This is a genomic window from Ruegeria sp. HKCCD6647-2, assembly GCF_057221075.1.
This window is the reverse complement of sequence record NZ_JBWVBD010000006.1, coordinates 142,716-158,322: the sequence shown is the minus strand read 5'-3', so window position 1 is coordinate 158,322 and position 15,607 is coordinate 142,716. Positions and strand designations below refer to the sequence as shown.

Sequence of the window (15,607 nt, the reverse complement as noted above, 5' to 3'; positions counted from 1 at the left end):
GGGTCTGCTATGCGCATCATTCCTCTTGGCAAGGGCGCATTGCCCCAGTATACGCGCGGTTTGACCGGACAGGAGCCTTTTGAAAATGGTTGGCAGTGCAAATCTCAACATCATGATGAAAGCCGCGCGCAAAGCGGGGCGGTCTTTGGTCAAGGATTTTCGTGAAGTCGAGAACCTGCAGGTGTCGATGAAAGGCGCCGGAGACTTTGTGTCCAAGGCTGATATCGCGGCCGAAAACATCTTGAAAGAGGAACTGCTGGGTGCCCGTCCGACCTATGGCTGGCTGGGCGAAGAAGGCGGTGGTCAGGACGGAGAAGATCCGACCCGTCGCTGGATTGTCGATCCGCTGGACGGCACCACGAACTTTCTGCATGGCTTGCCCCATTGGGCAGTCTCCATCGCGCTGGAGCACAAGGGCAAGATTGTCGCCGGAGTGATCTATGACGCGGCCAAGGACGAAATGTTCTTTGCCGAAAAAGGCGAGGGCGCGTGGATGAATGACACCCGTATCCGCGTTTCGGGTCGTCACCGCATGATCGAGTCGGTCTTTGCAACCGGCGTGCCTTTTGGTGGCCGTTCCGACTTGCCTGCCACGCTGCAGGATCTGGCGCGCCTGATGCCCACATGCGCCGGTGTGCGTCGCTGGGGAGCTGCGGCGCTGGACATGGCCTACGTGGCCGCAGGCCGATATGAAGGATTCTGGGAACGCAGGTTGCATGCCTGGGATCTGGCCGCTGGAATAATCATCGTCACAGAAGCAGGCGGTTTCGTTCAGGCCATCAACCCCGAAGGCAGCGTACTGGAAGACGGTGAGGTGATCTGCGCCAACGAACCGATTTTCGACAATTTCGCCAAGGTCATCCGGGGCTAAGCTTCGGAAGCAAGAAGCGAACAGGCGCGCCCCGACGGGGCGCGCTTGTTCGTTTTAGAGGGTGGTGCGCTGTGCCAGTCCGGCCTCGTCCGCCAGCCTCGCGGCTACGGAGGCCACCGCCAGGTCCTGAAGCCCCACGCCGGTTCCGTCGAACAATGTGATCTCAGTCTCACTGGTGCGACCGGCATGATCACCATTGATGACAGCGCCGATCTGAGTGATTTCGTCTTCTGAGAGATCGCCCGAGCCAACGGCGTGTTGCGCTTCGCCTATGGTGACGGATTGCGCCACTTCGTCGGTGAAAACAGAAGCATTGGCGACAAGTGCGGGGTCGACTTCCATCTTGCCTTTGGTGTCCGTGCCCATGCAGGCCAGGTGCGTGCCGGGTTTGATCCAGTCTTTCATCAAGAGAGGTTCGAACGCCGAGGTGATCGTAATGATCACGTCGGCCTGCGCACCCAGTTCCTGCTGGCTGACGGCTTCGAATTCCAAGCCGATCTCTTCGGCGACTGCCGCCAGACGCGGCAGCATATCCGGATGCGGGTTCCAGGCCACGACCTTTTCAAACGCGCGCTGCTCGGCTGCGGCGCGCAGTTGGAACGTGGACTGATGTCCTGCGCCAACCATGCCCAGAACTTTGGCGTCCGCGCGGGCCAGATGCGCGATCGAGACCGCCGAGGAGGCCGCCGTGCGCACGGCTGTCAGGTAATTGCCGCCGACCAGAGCGGACAATCGCCCCGTGTCGGGATCAAACAGAAACACCGTGGACTGATGGTTTGTCAGCCCTTTGTCGGCGTTTCCGGGCCAGTACCCCCCTGACTTCACGCCCAGAACCTGACCGTCGCGGTCAAAGCCGGATTTGAAACCATAGAGAGCATCGGCATAACCCAACGCTTCGCGGACAACCGGGAAGTTCCAGGCACCTCCGCTGGCCATAGCACCAAAGACCGATTGCACGGCTTCAAAGGCCTGTTCGCGGCCGACCAGCTTCTGGCAGAGGTCTTCGCCTACAATCAGCAGGCCATCTTGCGTATTCATGGCATCCCTCATCGTTCAGTAAGCCTTTCCGCGGGCCGAGACGGGCCACAAGGCTTCGACTTTGCCGTTTCGTACACCCACGTACCAATCATGGACGTTGCAGGTGGGATCACAATGACCCGGCACCAGTCGCAGTTTGTCATTTACCTTGAGCACACCATTCGGGTCACCGATCACGCCATGCTCGTCGGAACATTTGAGGTATTCCACGTCGTCGCGCCCAAAGATAAACGGCAGCCCGCTATCGACCGACTGAGCCTTGAGGCCCGCATCGCAAATGGCCTTGTCGGGTTTGGCGTGGCTCATGACGCTGGTCAGGATGAACAGTGCATTCTCCCATTCTCCCTGATCGATCCGATTGCCATCTTTGTCCAGAATGCGACCATAATCGGCATCCATGAACGCGTAGGAACCGCACTGCAACTCGTTGTAAACGCCTGAATTGCTTTCGAAGTAGTAAGACCCTGTTCCACCGCCCGAAACCAGCTCGCACGAGATACCCTCGGCCTCCAGGCCGTCAACAGCGTCTTTGACCATCGCAATCGCTGCATCCAGTTTTTCTTTACGCGCGTCGTAAGTATCCAGATGCTGCATAGCGCCCTGATATGCCTGAATTCCAGTGAATTTCAGATTGGGCGCAGCTTCGACGGCCTTGGCGATTGCAACCACATCCGGGGTCGTTGTTACGCCACAACGACCTGCGCCGCAGTCAATCTCAACGAAAACTTCCAGCTCGGTTCCGTGGTTCTGGGCCGCTGCTGACAGGTCCGCGACGTTATCGATGTCATCGACGCAAACGATCGTGCGGGCACCCAGCTTGGGAAGGCGCGCAAGACGGTCGATCTTGGCGGGGTCGCGCACCTGGTTCGAGACAAGAATATCCTTGATGCCACCACGGGCGAACACTTCGGCCTCGGATACCTTCTGACAGCACACTCCGACGGCGCCGCCCAGTTCCTCCTGCAGCTTGGCCACATCAACCGATTTGTGCATCTTGCCGTGAACGCGGTGACGCATTCCGTGTTCTTTGGCATAGTCGCCCATCTTCTTGATGTTCCGCTCCAGCGCGTCCAGATCGAGGATCAGGCAGGGCGTCTGAATGTCGGCCTCATCCATGCCGACAGCGGCAGGGATGTCGAAGCCAACCTCAAGCTGATCAATGTTCACAGGTTTGTTCATCTTCTTCCTCCTTACCCTTTCAGCCAGGGCAGTTTATCCAGATCCACATTGCCGCCGGTGACGATCACGCCGACGCGCTTGCCCCGAAACATGTCGGGGTTCTTCAGAATGGTGGCCAGCGGTACCGCCGAAGATGGCTCCATCACCACCCGCAAGTACTTCCAGGTCAGTTTCATCGCTTCGATGATCTCGGCGTCGGACGCCGTGAAGATATCGGTCACGTGGTTCGAAACGAAATGCCAGGTGTTTTCCTTAAGCGGAACCAACAGACCGTCGGCAATCGTCTTGGGCGCATCATCCGCGATGATATGGCCTGCCTTGAACGAGCGGTAGGCATCGTCAGCCTGTTCCGGCTCTGCCGCAAAAATCGCGGTTTGCGGTGCCAGATTGGAAACCGTCAGGCATGTGCCGGACACCATGCCACCACCGCCGATGGGTGCGATAACTGCGTCCACGCCCTCGGTCTGCTCCAGCAGCTCTGCCGAGCACGTGGCCTGACCTGCGATCACGCGCGGATCATTGTAGGGATGCACGAACTCGCCCCCCGTGCGTGCCTGTACTTCGGCAAATGTCGCCTCTCGGGATGACGTTGACGGCTCGCATTCTGTAATCGTTCCGCCATAGCGGCGCACGGCGTCCTTTTTGGCTTGCGGTGCCGTACGCGGCATGACCACGTTGCATGGAATGCCGCGTCGGCCCGCTGCGTAGGACAGAGACAGCGCATGGTTACCGCTGGAATGCGTGCAGACACCTTTTTCCATCATATCTTCGGGCAGTCCGAACACCGCGTTGCAGGCTCCGCGCACCTTGAAGGCACCGGCCTCCTGAAAGTTCTCGCATTTGAAGAACAACTGCGCGCCGGTCAGATCGTTGAGGTAATCAGACGTCATCACCGGCGTTCGGCGAATATATGGTTTTATCCGTTCATGCGCCGTGCGCATGTCGTCAATTGTCAGGTCAGCAGCAGCAATTTGATCCAACATCCATGCCCTCCTTACGCCGCAGCCTGTGCGTGGCCGGACGGCCCCGTGCGAAAAAAGTCCTGTGCGGCCGCAACACCGCTGCCCAGCGTGATGGGATAGTTCTGATCAGCCATCGCCATTTCGATGGTTGCCAGCCCGGACAGAACCATCACGTCTGTCAGACTGCCCAGATGGCCGATGCGGAACGCTTTGCCATTCAACTGCCCCAGTCCGATCCCGAACGAGACGCCGTAAGCATTGAACGCGTGATCGGTCAGGGCGTTGCTGTCGAACCCTTCAGGCACGTAAATGGCGCTGACGGTGTCCGAATAAAGGTCCGGCGATTGCGCGACCAGTTTCAGGCCCCAGGCATCCACCGCGCGGCGCACCCCTTCGGCGAGGCGGAAATGACGTGCATAGACGTTATCAAGGCCTTCTTCGAACAGCATTTTCAGGCTTTCCCGCATGCCGTAAATCAGTTGCAGGGGAGGGGTGTAAGGGAAACCTCCGGAAGCATTGGCCGCCATCATGTCCTTAAAATCAAAGAATGTGCGGGACAGTTTTGCCGTTTCCACGGCTTCCAACGCTTTGGGGCTGACGCACAAAATCGCCATACCGGTCGCCAGCATGAACCCTTTTTGCGAACCTGAAACGGCGATGTCGACGCCCCAGCGATCAAACTCAAACGGCATTGAAGCCAGAGAGCTGACGCAATCCACGAACATCATCGCCGGGTGATCCGAGGCGTCCATCGCCTGCCGAACGGCACCAATATCCGAACGCACACCCGTGGCCGTTTCGTTATGCGTAACCAGAACGGCGCGAATTGCGTGGGTCTTGTCTGCGGACAGGACCTCCTGAAACTTGTCAGCTGGCGCTCCGCTGCCCCATGGGCAGTCAATGATCTGTACGTCCAGCCCGTGCCGCTGGCAAAGATCAATCCAGCGATGGCTGAATACGCCATAGCGGCCCACCAATACCTTGTCGCCGGGGCTGAGCGTATTGGTGATAGCTGCCTCCCATCCGCCGGTTCCGCTGGCGGGGAAGGTCACGATCTGGCCGTCGGTCGTGCCGAACACCTTTTTGGTGTCTTCAAGGACTGGTGCAAAGGTTTCGACAAAGTCCGGGGCGCGGTGATCTTGCGTCTGCACCTGCATGGCAAGGCGCAGTCGGTCGGGAATGTTTGTAGGGCCTGGAATAAAGACCGGGTTTTGGTTTGACATCATCATGTCCTCCGCTTTGGACACAAGTGTCGCTTGTCTTTCGTAATTGTGCAATTTTCTTGAAAAATATTTTCATTTATGGAATAAAATATCTAACACGCTGAAAAGCATACAATTTTAGTTTCTCAATTTAGCGATCGGGAGATGCCAGTCTTTTGACCTTGGCATCGTACCGGCCGAATGCGTAAGGGAGTATCAGCCTTGGAGACCCAGAAGAGACCGCGCGGCAGACCCAAATCGATGTTTAAGGAAAGCTCCGCCGGGACCATGCAATCACTGGACCGGGCGTTGGGCGTTCTAACGTCAATTGCCCGGCTCAAAAAGGCAACGCTCAGCGACCTGGCACGTGAGATCGGTGTGCCAACGGCCACCACGCACCGCATTCTCGTGACGTTGCAAAAGCACGGGTTTGTCGCATTTGATGAAGAACGGCAGGAGTGGTTGATCGGGATCGAGGCGTACCGGACCGGTGCAACCTTCCTGAGACGCAGTAGCGTACTTGAGATCGGCAGGCCAATTCTGCGCAGGTTGATGCAGGACAGCGGCGAGACTGCCAATCTGGCCGTACCGGACGGGGCGGAAGTTGTTTTTGTCGGTCAGGTCGAAACCCTCAACCCGATCCGCGCATTTTTTCCGCCGGGCGCAAGGACGCCGATGTATGCCTCGGGTACAGGCAAAGCGATTCTGGCCGCGATGAGCGAGGTGGCGTTGACCAAGGTCCTGCAGGGAACGGACCCGATTGCCTTTACCGAGCACACGCGACTGCCGGACTCGGGGTTGTTGGACGATCTATCGGAAACCCGAGCGCGCGGATGGTCTCATGACCGGGAAGAACGGTACGAGGGCATGTCATGTATCGGTGCCGCGATATTCAACAGTCGGGGCGAGCCCTGCGCCGGCATTTCGGTGTCGGGCCCGACCGTTCGGTTCAATGCGGCGCGGGCACCGGAGCTGGCCGATTTGGTCACGCAAGCCGCGCAAGAGATCACGCATTTAAGTGGGGGCCAAAACCCGTCTTAAATGGACTACCGGCGGGGTATTTTGGGAATTCGCGACGCCGAAAGTTTGTATTTATGCTCCGGATGCGGTGGGTGACCATGGGTGCGATTCCAGTATCCTGTCCCGCCGCGTTTCAGCCAAAGCGGGATGCAAAGGATCAGCCCAACCACAAACCCGCCTGTATGCGCCCAATAGGCAACACCGCCTTCGTCCGGGCTGCTGGCCAGACTGCCAAGGAACTGGAACCCAAGCCAAACGCCCAACATGACAAAAGCCGGTATCGTGAAGATACGAATATAGACGATCAAAATCAGCAGGATGTCTACACGGGCGCGCGGGAATAACAGCAAGTACCCACCCATGACGCCAGCGATTGCACCCGACGCGCCAATGGTCGGAACAACGGAGTCCGGAGCTGTCACGACATGGATCAACCCCGCGCCGACACCGGCAATAATATAGAACAGCAAAAAGGGCAGGTGGCCCATCTCGTCTTCCAGATTGTCGCCGAAGATCCACAGGAACAGCATGTTTCCGGCCAGATGCATCCAGCCGCCATGAAGGAACATCGACGTGACCAGTGTCTCGAACGCGACTCCGTCGGCGATCCGCGCAGGAATGATCGCATAGTCGAAATACAGGCGATTAATCAGGCGCGCCTCGTCCATGATCCCTACATAACTGAGGAAGATCAGGATATTGGCCGCCATCAGCGTATAGACGACAAAGGGTGTGCGCCCCGAAGGGTTATGGTCACGGATCGGAAACATGGCGTGACGCTGGGCCTTTACCGGCCCAGCGTCAAGGTTCGGTTATGCCGCACCACCCAAAAGGGCCGCGTTGCCACCTGCCGCCGTGGTGTCAACGCAGACGTGACGCTCTCCCAAAACACGTGCACGGTCCGGCTTGCCGGGGATCAGTGGGAGAATTGGGCCATCTCGGCGGGCCAGATGCCGTTCGATCTCGCGGGCCGTGCCTTCGTCACCCCACCACAGCACACCTGCGATATCAGTCAGGTTTTCCAGCCGATGCAGGTCCACGGCGCCGGTTGCGCAGATTGCGGTTCCGCCCAGGGCATTGACAGCGTCCGCCTGCGCTTTTGCGGCGTCCGCTCCGGGGCCCATGCACAAAAGCGGAGGCCGGGGAAACTCACTCAGACGATTTGATTCACCGGTCGGTCCGGGCAGAGTTTGAGTCCGTACCGCGACGGCCTGGCCTTTAGCCACGGGAAGCGACGGCATCGTGTCGGTCCATTCAGCCGAGGTCGTCTGCCGATCGGGTGCGCAGAACCGGGCCATGTAGTTCGGCCCGCCTGCTTTGGGTCCCGTACCCGACAGCCCCTCGCCCCCGAACGGTTGCGAACCAACGATTGCCCCGATCTGATTGCGATTGACGTAGATGTTGCCCGCGTGGATCGCTTCGGTCACGTGTTGAACCCGATCGTCGATCCGAGTGTGCAGGCCAAAGGTCAACCCATAACCGGTGGCATTGATATCGGCGATGACATGGTCGATATCCTGCGCCCTGAACCGAGCGACATGCAGGACCGGGCCGAACACTTCACGCTCCAGCGCAGCGATTCCGGGAATTTCGATTAGCGTTGGCGCAACAAATGTTCCTTCAGGCGGCAAGGACAGTTCCTTGAGCACTCGACCATCGGCGCGTGCCCGGGCAACGTGTTCCGCAATACCCTGGCGTGCCTGCTCATCGATGACCGGCCCGCAATCGGTTGAGATCAGCCAAGGGTCGCCAATCTGAAACGCATCCATTGCACCTTTCAGCATCGTCAGAAGATCGTCTGCGATGTCTTCCTGCACATACAAGCAGCGCAAAGCCGAACACCGCTGGCCAGCGGATTGAAACGCGCTTTCCATGATGGACTGAACAGCTTGTTCCGGCAGCGCGGTGCTGTCCACGATCATCGCATTCAAACCACCTGTTTCCGCAATCAACGGGGTGCCGGGACGAAGGTTTTCGGCCATTGCTGCGCGGATTTTCAATGCAGTCGCGGTCGATCCGGTAAACGCCACTCCGTTAACGCGGGAATCCGAGGTCAGCGCTGCGCCCACCATCGGGCCTCCGGGCAACAGTTGCAGGGCGTCTCGTGGCACACCGGCTTGGTGAAGCAGCTGCACTGCCCGATGTGCGATCAGCGGGGTTTGCGGCGCTGGTTTGGCCAGCACGGCGTTTCCGGTCGCCAAGGCCGCCGATATCTGACCGGTGAAGATCGCCAGCGGAAAATTCCATGGGCTGATGCAGGTAAACACGCCAGCAGGTTTTGCGTCGGGAATATTGGCGGCGTAGTAGCGCAGGAAATCGACGGCCTCGCGCAGTTCGGCAACCGCGTCGGGCAGGGATTTTCCCGCCTCCCGCGCCAAAAGAGCGAAAAGTTCGCCGAAATGTGCCTCGTAGAGATCGGCCGCAGCGTTCAGAATACGCGCTCGATCGGGGGCCGAGGCGTGCCATGGGTTTGCAGTCGCCAAGGCCAGTTCGACATCTTCCTCGCTGGCCGCTGCGACAGAGCCGGGATGGTCCTGGGGTTGCGCGGGATTGATCACAGGTTGGTCTTTTTCCGGTTTGGCGGTTTCCGACAGAAGCGGTTGCGCGTACCAGTGATGCGCCCTGAACTGATCCCGAGCAGCCTCGATGCTATCAAGCGTTGGCGTGTGATGCAGATCGAAGCCTTTGGAATTCGGCCGCTCGGGTTTGAATAGTTCGGGGCCGGTCGGCAGCGGCGTCACCGGCTTTTGCACCATGTCGAACGGGTCTGCCGCGACGACCTCGGGCGGGACGTCCTCGTCGACGATCTGGTTGACAAAAGACGAGTTTGCACCGTTTTCCAGCAAGCGCCGGACCAGATAGGCCAGCAAGTCACGATGCGCACCGACGGGCGCATAGATACGGCAGCGGGTGTTCTGCTTACCCTTGACGATTTGATGCAGGGTTTCGCCCATCCCATGCAGGCGCTGGAACTCGAACGGCTGATCATCAGCCATATGCAGGATTGCGCTGACGGTATGAGCGTTGTGTGTGGCGAATTGTGGATAGATACGATCCGTCATCGCCAGCAATTTGCGGGCATTTGCGATGTATGACACATCCGTTGCGGCCTTTTGGGTGAAGACCGGGAAACCGTCGACCCCCTCGACCTGAGCGCGCTTGATCTCGGTATCCCAATAAGCGCCTTTGACCAGCCGAACCATGAGTTTGCGGTCATGTCGCTGGGCCATGTCATACAGCGTGTCCAACACCAGCCCGGCCCGTGGGCCATAGGCCTGAACCACGATGCCGAACCCGTCCCATCCGGCCAGCGCAGGTTCTGCCATCACGGCCTCGATGACCTGAAGGGACAGCGACAGACGGTCGGCTTCCTCAGCATCCACGTTCAACCCCATGCCAGCGGATTTTGCCAGCAGGGCCAAGGCACGCAGACGCGGGACCAGTTCATCCATCACGCGCCCTTCCTGCGCCAGTTCATAGCGCGGGTGCAGTGCAGACAGTTTGACCGATATCCCCGGGTTCGCGCGGATATCATCATGCGTGCAAGCTTCGGCAATAGCGGCAATGGCGCGCGAATAGGACAGGTGATACCGCGCGGCGTCAGCCTCGGTGCGGGCCGCTTCGCCGAGCATGTCATAGGAATAGGTGTAGCCCTTGGCCTCCATGCCTTTGGCCCGAGACATCGCCGATTGGATGGTTTCGCCCAGCACGAACTGGCGGCCCATCTCTTTCATGGCGCGTCCCACTGCTGTGCGGATCACCGGCTCACCCAGCCTTTTGATCGCCCCGCGCAGCGCCCCCACGGGCGAGGATTTGTCTTCGTCCAGAACGCGCCCGGTCAACATCAGTGCCCATGTCGAGGCATTGACCAGAGAGGAGGAAGACTGACCCAAATGCTTGCCCCAGTCCGAAGGGGCGATCTTGTCCTCGATCAGCGCGTCTATGGTGTCAGCGTCCGGCACGCGCAGCAGCGCTTCGGCCAGGCACATCAGGGCCACGCCTTCATCAGTGGACAGACCATATTCGGCCAGAAACACCTCCATCAGGCCCGGTGAGGTGCTGGACCGGATGTCGCGCACCAACTGGGCCGCCGCATCGCAGATGGACTGGCGGTCATCGGTTGCCAATGAGGCTTGGGCAACCAGTTCTTCCAGTGCAACAGATTGATCGGCGTAGGTCTGATTGTCGATTAAGGTGCGCAAGGTATGAGTCATGTATCCTCCGGGCTTTTGGGGAGTATACATGTGATTTTTCAGGACAATCGTTCGTTTTTCAGTATTCTGCAGATCAATGTGCTGAAATTCACGGTGTTTGAGATGCAAAAGGACTTTCCCGGACTGGATCGGTTTGACCAGGCCTTGTTGACGATTCTGGCCGAGGATGGCCGGATTTCCGTGGCGGATCTGGCCCGGCGGATCGGTTTGTCGAAATCGCCAACTCAGGCGCGGCTGAAACGGCTCGAGGCCGAAGGGGTCATTACCGGCTATCGCGCAATGCTGGATCCGATCCGTCTGGGGCTGGATCACGTTGCTTTTGTCGAAGTTCGGTTGTCCGACACGCGCGAAAAGGCGCTGGGTGAGTTCAACGCCGCCGTACGTCGCATCGCCGAGATCGAACAGGCGCACATGATCGCGTCCAATTTTGACTATCTCTTGAAGGTGCGCACCGGTTCGATGTCGGAATACCGCGCTGTTCTGGCTGAGAAAATCTCTTCACTGCCGCATGTGGCAAACACCTCGACCTTTGTTGCCATGGAGGCGGTCAAAGAGACGGGAGTGTCAGGCAGTATCGAGGGCATGGGTTGACCAAATCCGCCTTTGGGCCACCATAGGAATATGAAACTCTGCGCTGCGTCCATAGTCCTGTTCCTGGCAACCTCGGTTACTGCATATTCCGAAGAATGCCCGATGCCGCCGGATCATACGGCAGGCGTCGATGCGCTCATCGCGCAGATTCAAAACGCCGAGAATGAACGTGCGGCCCGGGAATTGTCAAACCAGCTTTGGGAGCTTTGGACGGACGCACCGGATGAAAGCGCTCAGGCCGTATTGGATCGAGGCATGACACGGCGAAATGCCTGGGACCTGTTGGGTGCGATCGAAGATTTTGACAGGCTCATCGCCTATTGCCCGTCATATGCCGAAGGGTACAACCAACGCGCCTTTGCGAATTACCTTAGGCAGAATTTTCAAGCTGCACTGATCGATCTGGACAAGGCAATAGAACTGTCGCCCAACCATGTCGCAGCCATAAGTGGTCGAGCACTTACACTTTTGGGGCTGCAACGGATAGATGAGGCAAGAGAGGCGTTGTCGCAGGCGTTGGAACTGAATCCCTGGCTGTCCGAACGTCATTTGATGGCGCCGGGCGGACCACTGGAGCCGCCCGGCGAAGACATTTGAACCCTGAAAAGGAGTGCCCCAGAGACTTGGGTACCGGGGCTTTCAGTTACTAAACCTGTTTAGCCGACCAGACCGTTATCTGCTCGTTTGATCGCAATCACGGACGACCGTGGCGTGCCGCCATCTGGCCAGTTGCTGCCGGGATGCTGGATGCCGACAAACATGGTGCGCAAGTCGGTGGACCAGGCAAGACCGGTGACTTCGCAGCCGTTTGGTCCAGTCATGAAACGCGCGATCTCACCGGTGATCGGGTCGCCAACCAGCATCTGGTTGTTGCCGTTACCAGCGAAGTCTTCCTCGTTGTCGTCGTTGCCGTCCGTCTGAATCCAGACCAGACCAGTCGAGTCGATGGCCATGCCGTCAGGTGAGTTGAACAGGTTGCCTTCGTTCACATTCGGCGAACCGGCGCGGTCGTCCGAGTGCACGGTCGGGTTTCCAGCCATGACATACAGATCCCAATCGAAGGCTTCGGCGGCATGATCTTCATCCGCCGGACGCCAGCGCACGATCTGACCGTACTTGTTCTCGTTGCGCGGGTTCGGGCCATTGGCCGAGGTATCGTCACCACCGGCATTCGGCTTGACGCCACGGTTCTTGTTGTTGGTCAGGCAGCAATAGGCCTCGACCGCAACAGGGCTGGAGGCCACCCATTCCGGACGGTCCATGGTGGTGCCGCCCACGGCCGAAGCCGCCATGCGCGTGAATATCAGGATCTCGGCCGCGTCCATACCCGTGGAGTCCGGCGTCAAGGGTAGCCATTGACCGGTCAGATCGTCGTTGAACTTGGCGACAAACAGCGTGCCGTCGTTCAGAAGGCTCTCGGTCTCGGCGCCTGGCTGATAGGTGCCATTTGAAACGAACTTGTACAGGTACTCGCCGCGTTCATCGTCACCCATATAAACGACGACACGACCATCCTTGGCCAGAGTTACCTCGGCGTTCTCGTGCTTGAAACGGCCCAGGCCTGTGTGCTTGACCGGCGTGCTGTCCGGCTTGGTCGGATCAATCTCAACGATCCAGCCAGCGCGGTGAGGCTCGTTCGGGTTCTTTGACGTGTCAAAGCGCGGGTCGAACAGCTCGTAGTGGTTCCAGCTTTCGGCCTTGATGCCATACCGCTTCATGCCGTCCGCGACCTTCTGATCATAGCTGGCATTCTCGTTCGAGGAACCGAAGTAGCCATTGAAGTTTTCTTCACATGTCAGGTAGGTGCCCCACGGTGTCTTTCCGGAACCGCAGTTGTTCAGGGTGCCCAGTGAAGCCGTGCCGGTCGGGTCGGCCTCGGTTTTCAGCAGGTCGTGACCAGCTGCCGGGCCAACGATCTTCATCGGGGTGTTGTGGTGGATACGGCGATTGAAGGGGCTGTCCTTGACGACCGACCAGCCGTCGGGGCCTTCCTTGATCTCCATTACGGTGACGCCCTGTATGTTCTGGAACTTCAGAACTTCATCGGCGTTGGCCGGAACGCCTTCCTGCGCGGCAGGCAGGTTAATCTTGCGGTTGGGGTATTCGTGGTTGATTGCGATCAGCTCGTGGCCCTGGAACGAGAAGGTCTCCATTCCGTCGGTGTTTTCACCAAAAATCTTGTCCGAATTCTCGACCGGGCCGCCATCGGTGACGTCGTAGCCGTCCGCTTCCGAGAACAGCGGGTCACCCCATCGCATCAGCATCTTCCACGCGTAACCTTCAGGCACATGTACGGTGCCATCGGTTTGCGCCGGAATCGGTGTGAAAGCAAAGCGCGAGGCTTCGACGGCCTGTGCCGAAGTCGACCCCATCAGACCCGCGCCCATGGCAGCCGCGCCCGAGCCGAAGGCCAATACGCCGCCCAGGAAACCACGGCGGGAAATGGCGCTTTCGACCACACGGTCAAAGTCGTTTTCTTCAGGGCGGGGGAAGTGCAGCTCGTCCCAATCGTCGGCGGACAGGGTGGTAGGATCGACGTCTTTCATGGATGGCTCCTGGCTGTCTGAATTAAGATTCGTTCAGCGGGTGTAGAGCGTCCACATGACAGGAAAATAACATCCAAAGTAAAGTTTTTTTCCGTCGATCGCGCGCGCAGAAAATCGCCGGTTGGGCAGGGCATCTGACTGTCCGCCGGCCGGAGGTACGCTTGAGCCGTCCGTCTCGTGCAGGGTCAGCAAATCGAAATCAGGCTGCTTTTGCTTTGCTTCTGCAATAACAGGAAGCGTGGATTGAGACTGTCGCCCGTGCGGCCGCTTTGTCCAGTTGCAGCTTGATGTGGCGCGCTTCTTTCTCCTCTCCGCGTCGGACCAGACATTCGTGCAGACCGTGCAGGCTCCAGATATTTCCGGGGTGCTGGCAGGCGCGGGCGAGAGTGTTGTCCAGCCCCAGATCGGCCCGGTAGACCGCCTCTGCCTCCTCGAACCGCTGATCTTCCATCAGGAGGGCGCCAAGCGCATGTCGAGTAGGCTGCATCCAGCCCCAGGGCTCGTCGTAGACCAGACAATCGTCGAGCTCGACCGAACGCCGCAGATGTGCAAGCCCGCCTTCGCGGTCACCGGACTTGAAAGCAATCTCGCCATCCATCATGGCCTCGCCGATCATCAGCACATCCTCGGCGGTGTTGTTGAAGACCAGACGGCTTTCCGGCACCGCCTTGCGGGCCTGAACGGCCAGCGCTTGCGCCTGTTGCGCGTCGTTCAGGCGCCCCAGATTGGCCAGAGCCACGGCACGGGCCTGATGAATAGCGGCGGTGGTGTAACTATAGAGTTCGGCATCCTGCGGCATGGGTTCATCCAAAATCTCCTGCCACATGCCAAAGCGGACCATGACATGGATTTTCTTGCCGTAGAAGGATTCGAACAGGTCCGGGAAGTACCGGATCACGTTGTCGGGCAGCATGCGCATCAGTTCTTCCGAAGCGGCCAGGGCCTTTTCCGGCTGTCCAAGGAACATGGCACCATAGGCTTCAAAATGAACATTGTGAACGCGATAGACGGTGTAAAAGTTCTCGCCACCCGCCATGGCCTCGTATTTCTTGTCCACCTGCGCGGCGCGGTGGTTGCGCCAGACGACGTTCTGATAGTCACCGCACAGCACATCGATATGCGTGGCCATGTGAACCAGGTGACCGCTATCTGGAACCAGATCGACCAACCGATCCCCGTGGCGCAGTGCCTTTTCAGGTGTCGGCGACATCTCCATCAGATGGATATACATGTGTAACAATCCCGGATGGTCCCAAGCGCCGGGCAGGGTGTCGAATGCCCGTTCCAAAACTTCTTGCGCCTCAACGGTTGAGGCACCCTCTGCGGGAGCGCCTTGTTTAAGATCCCAAAGTTGCCATGGCGTGCGATTCATCAAAGCCTCGGCAAAGAGACAGGCGACGTCCAGATCGTCGGGGTGATCCGCATAAACGTTGCGCATCGAATCGGAAAATGCGTCGTTCCACGGGCCGTAATCCTCGATTTCAGGGTCCGTCGGGAATCGGTTTGACAGTGCATCAATCAGCGCGGCTTCCAGAGGTGTAACGGCTTCGCGCAGCGCCATCGCATCCTGAATGGCCCGATGGGCTCGCTTCAGGGTATCGGTCTTTTCGTCCGGTTCGAAGAACTCCCATGGTTTGTTGTAATTTGGACCGATTGCATGGGCCACGCCCCAATGTGCCAAGCCACATTGCGGGTCGCGTACGACCGCCTGCTCGAAACTTGCCGCCGCGGCTTCGTGATTGTATCCGTATAGCCAGATAAGCCCCTGATTGAAGATCTCCTGTGCCACAGGTGACGACGTCGTGATTTGACGGCCATATGTACCCAGATCGAATTCGGTCATCTTTGAAATCCCCCGTGAGAAAACCGCCCGCGTTCCTCAATAGCCCCGGGCTTGCCGGAATTCGGCCAGTCTCAAAATAACACAAAATTCTGAGCCGCGCTTTTTGGGATCAGGCGAGAAGGATCGGAAAAGCGGGCCTGG

12 protein-coding genes are annotated in these 15,607 nt (G+C 58.7%); 4 read left to right on the top strand and 8 right to left on the bottom strand.

Annotated features, from left to right (window positions below; translation table 11 throughout):
* Nucleotides 1-85 precede the first annotated feature (85 nt).
* On the top strand, nt 86-871 hold the full coding sequence (locus AC2TDJ_RS16860) for an inositol monophosphatase family protein (RefSeq protein WP_480843835.1): 786 nt from the start codon (nt 86-88) through the stop codon (nt 869-871).
* A gap of 54 nt (nt 872-925) precedes the next feature.
* Here AC2TDJ_RS16860 and bhcD read toward each other — a convergent pair whose 3' ends face one another.
* From bhcD to bhcA, 4 genes are read right to left on the bottom strand one after another with little or no spacing between them, the layout of a single operon-like run.
* On the bottom strand, nt 926-1,909 hold the full coding sequence (bhcD, locus tag AC2TDJ_RS16855) for an iminosuccinate reductase BhcD (RefSeq protein ID WP_480843834.1): 984 nt from the start codon (nt 1,907-1,909) through the stop codon (nt 926-928).
* 15 nt (nt 1,910-1,924) lie between these two features.
* Nucleotides 1,925-3,088, bottom strand: a complete 1,164-nt coding sequence (gene bhcC, locus AC2TDJ_RS16850) for a 3-hydroxy-D-aspartate aldolase BhcC (RefSeq protein ID WP_480843833.1) — start codon at nt 3,086-3,088, stop codon at nt 1,925-1,927.
* Nucleotides 3,089-3,099: 11 nt separating this feature from the next.
* Complete coding sequence (bhcB, locus tag AC2TDJ_RS16845) at nt 3,100-4,071, bottom strand: beta-hydroxyaspartate dehydratase BhcB (protein WP_480843832.1); 972 nt, start codon at nt 4,069-4,071, stop codon at nt 3,100-3,102.
* Nucleotides 4,072-4,082: 11 nt separating this feature from the next.
* Nucleotides 4,083-5,273 carry an L-aspartate--glyoxylate aminotransferase BhcA gene (gene bhcA, locus AC2TDJ_RS16840; RefSeq protein WP_480843831.1) on the bottom strand — a complete coding sequence of 397 codons (1,191 nt, stop codon included), beginning with the start codon at nt 5,271-5,273 and terminating at the stop codon, nt 4,083-4,085.
* Nucleotides 5,274-5,474: 201 nt separating this feature from the next.
* On the opposite strand from bhcA, the gene AC2TDJ_RS16835 reads away from it, so the two are divergent.
* Nucleotides 5,475-6,293, top strand: coding sequence for an IclR family transcriptional regulator (locus AC2TDJ_RS16835; RefSeq protein WP_480843830.1), 819 nt, complete (start codon nt 5,475-5,477; stop codon nt 6,291-6,293).
* Nucleotides 6,294-6,298: 5 nt separating this feature from the next.
* Here AC2TDJ_RS16835 and AC2TDJ_RS16830 read toward each other — a convergent pair whose 3' ends face one another.
* Both AC2TDJ_RS16830 and putA read right to left on the bottom strand, forming a co-directional pair.
* Nucleotides 6,299-7,042: a rhomboid family intramembrane serine protease gene (locus AC2TDJ_RS16830; RefSeq protein ID WP_480843829.1), complete on the bottom strand. Its 744-nt coding sequence runs from the start codon at nt 7,040-7,042 to the stop codon at nt 6,299-6,301.
* A gap of 42 nt (nt 7,043-7,084) precedes the next feature.
* Nucleotides 7,085-10,486 (bottom strand): bifunctional proline dehydrogenase/L-glutamate gamma-semialdehyde dehydrogenase PutA, encoded by a 3,402-nt coding sequence (putA, locus tag AC2TDJ_RS16825; RefSeq protein WP_480843828.1) that lies wholly within the window; start codon nt 10,484-10,486, stop codon nt 7,085-7,087.
* Nucleotides 10,487-10,588: 102 nt separating this feature from the next.
* On the opposite strand from putA, the gene AC2TDJ_RS16820 reads away from it, so the two are divergent.
* Nucleotides 10,589-11,077, top strand: coding sequence for an Lrp/AsnC family transcriptional regulator (locus AC2TDJ_RS16820; RefSeq protein WP_480844002.1), 489 nt, complete (start codon nt 10,589-10,591; stop codon nt 11,075-11,077).
* Between the two features lie 30 nt (nt 11,078-11,107).
* On the top strand, nt 11,108-11,674 hold the full coding sequence (locus AC2TDJ_RS16815; protein WP_480843827.1) for a tetratricopeptide repeat protein: 567 nt from the start codon (nt 11,108-11,110) through the stop codon (nt 11,672-11,674).
* A gap of 59 nt (nt 11,675-11,733) precedes the next feature.
* Here AC2TDJ_RS16815 and AC2TDJ_RS16810 read toward each other — a convergent pair whose 3' ends face one another.
* Both AC2TDJ_RS16810 and AC2TDJ_RS16805 read right to left on the bottom strand, forming a co-directional pair.
* Nucleotides 11,734-13,623, bottom strand: a complete 1,890-nt coding sequence (locus AC2TDJ_RS16810) for a PhoX family protein (protein ID WP_480843826.1) — start codon at nt 13,621-13,623, stop codon at nt 11,734-11,736.
* Between the two features lie 199 nt (nt 13,624-13,822).
* Nucleotides 13,823-15,466 carry a hypothetical protein gene (locus AC2TDJ_RS16805; RefSeq protein ID WP_480843825.1) on the bottom strand — a complete coding sequence of 548 codons (1,644 nt, stop codon included), beginning with the start codon at nt 15,464-15,466 and terminating at the stop codon, nt 13,823-13,825.
* Nucleotides 15,467-15,607: the final 141 nt, after the last annotated feature.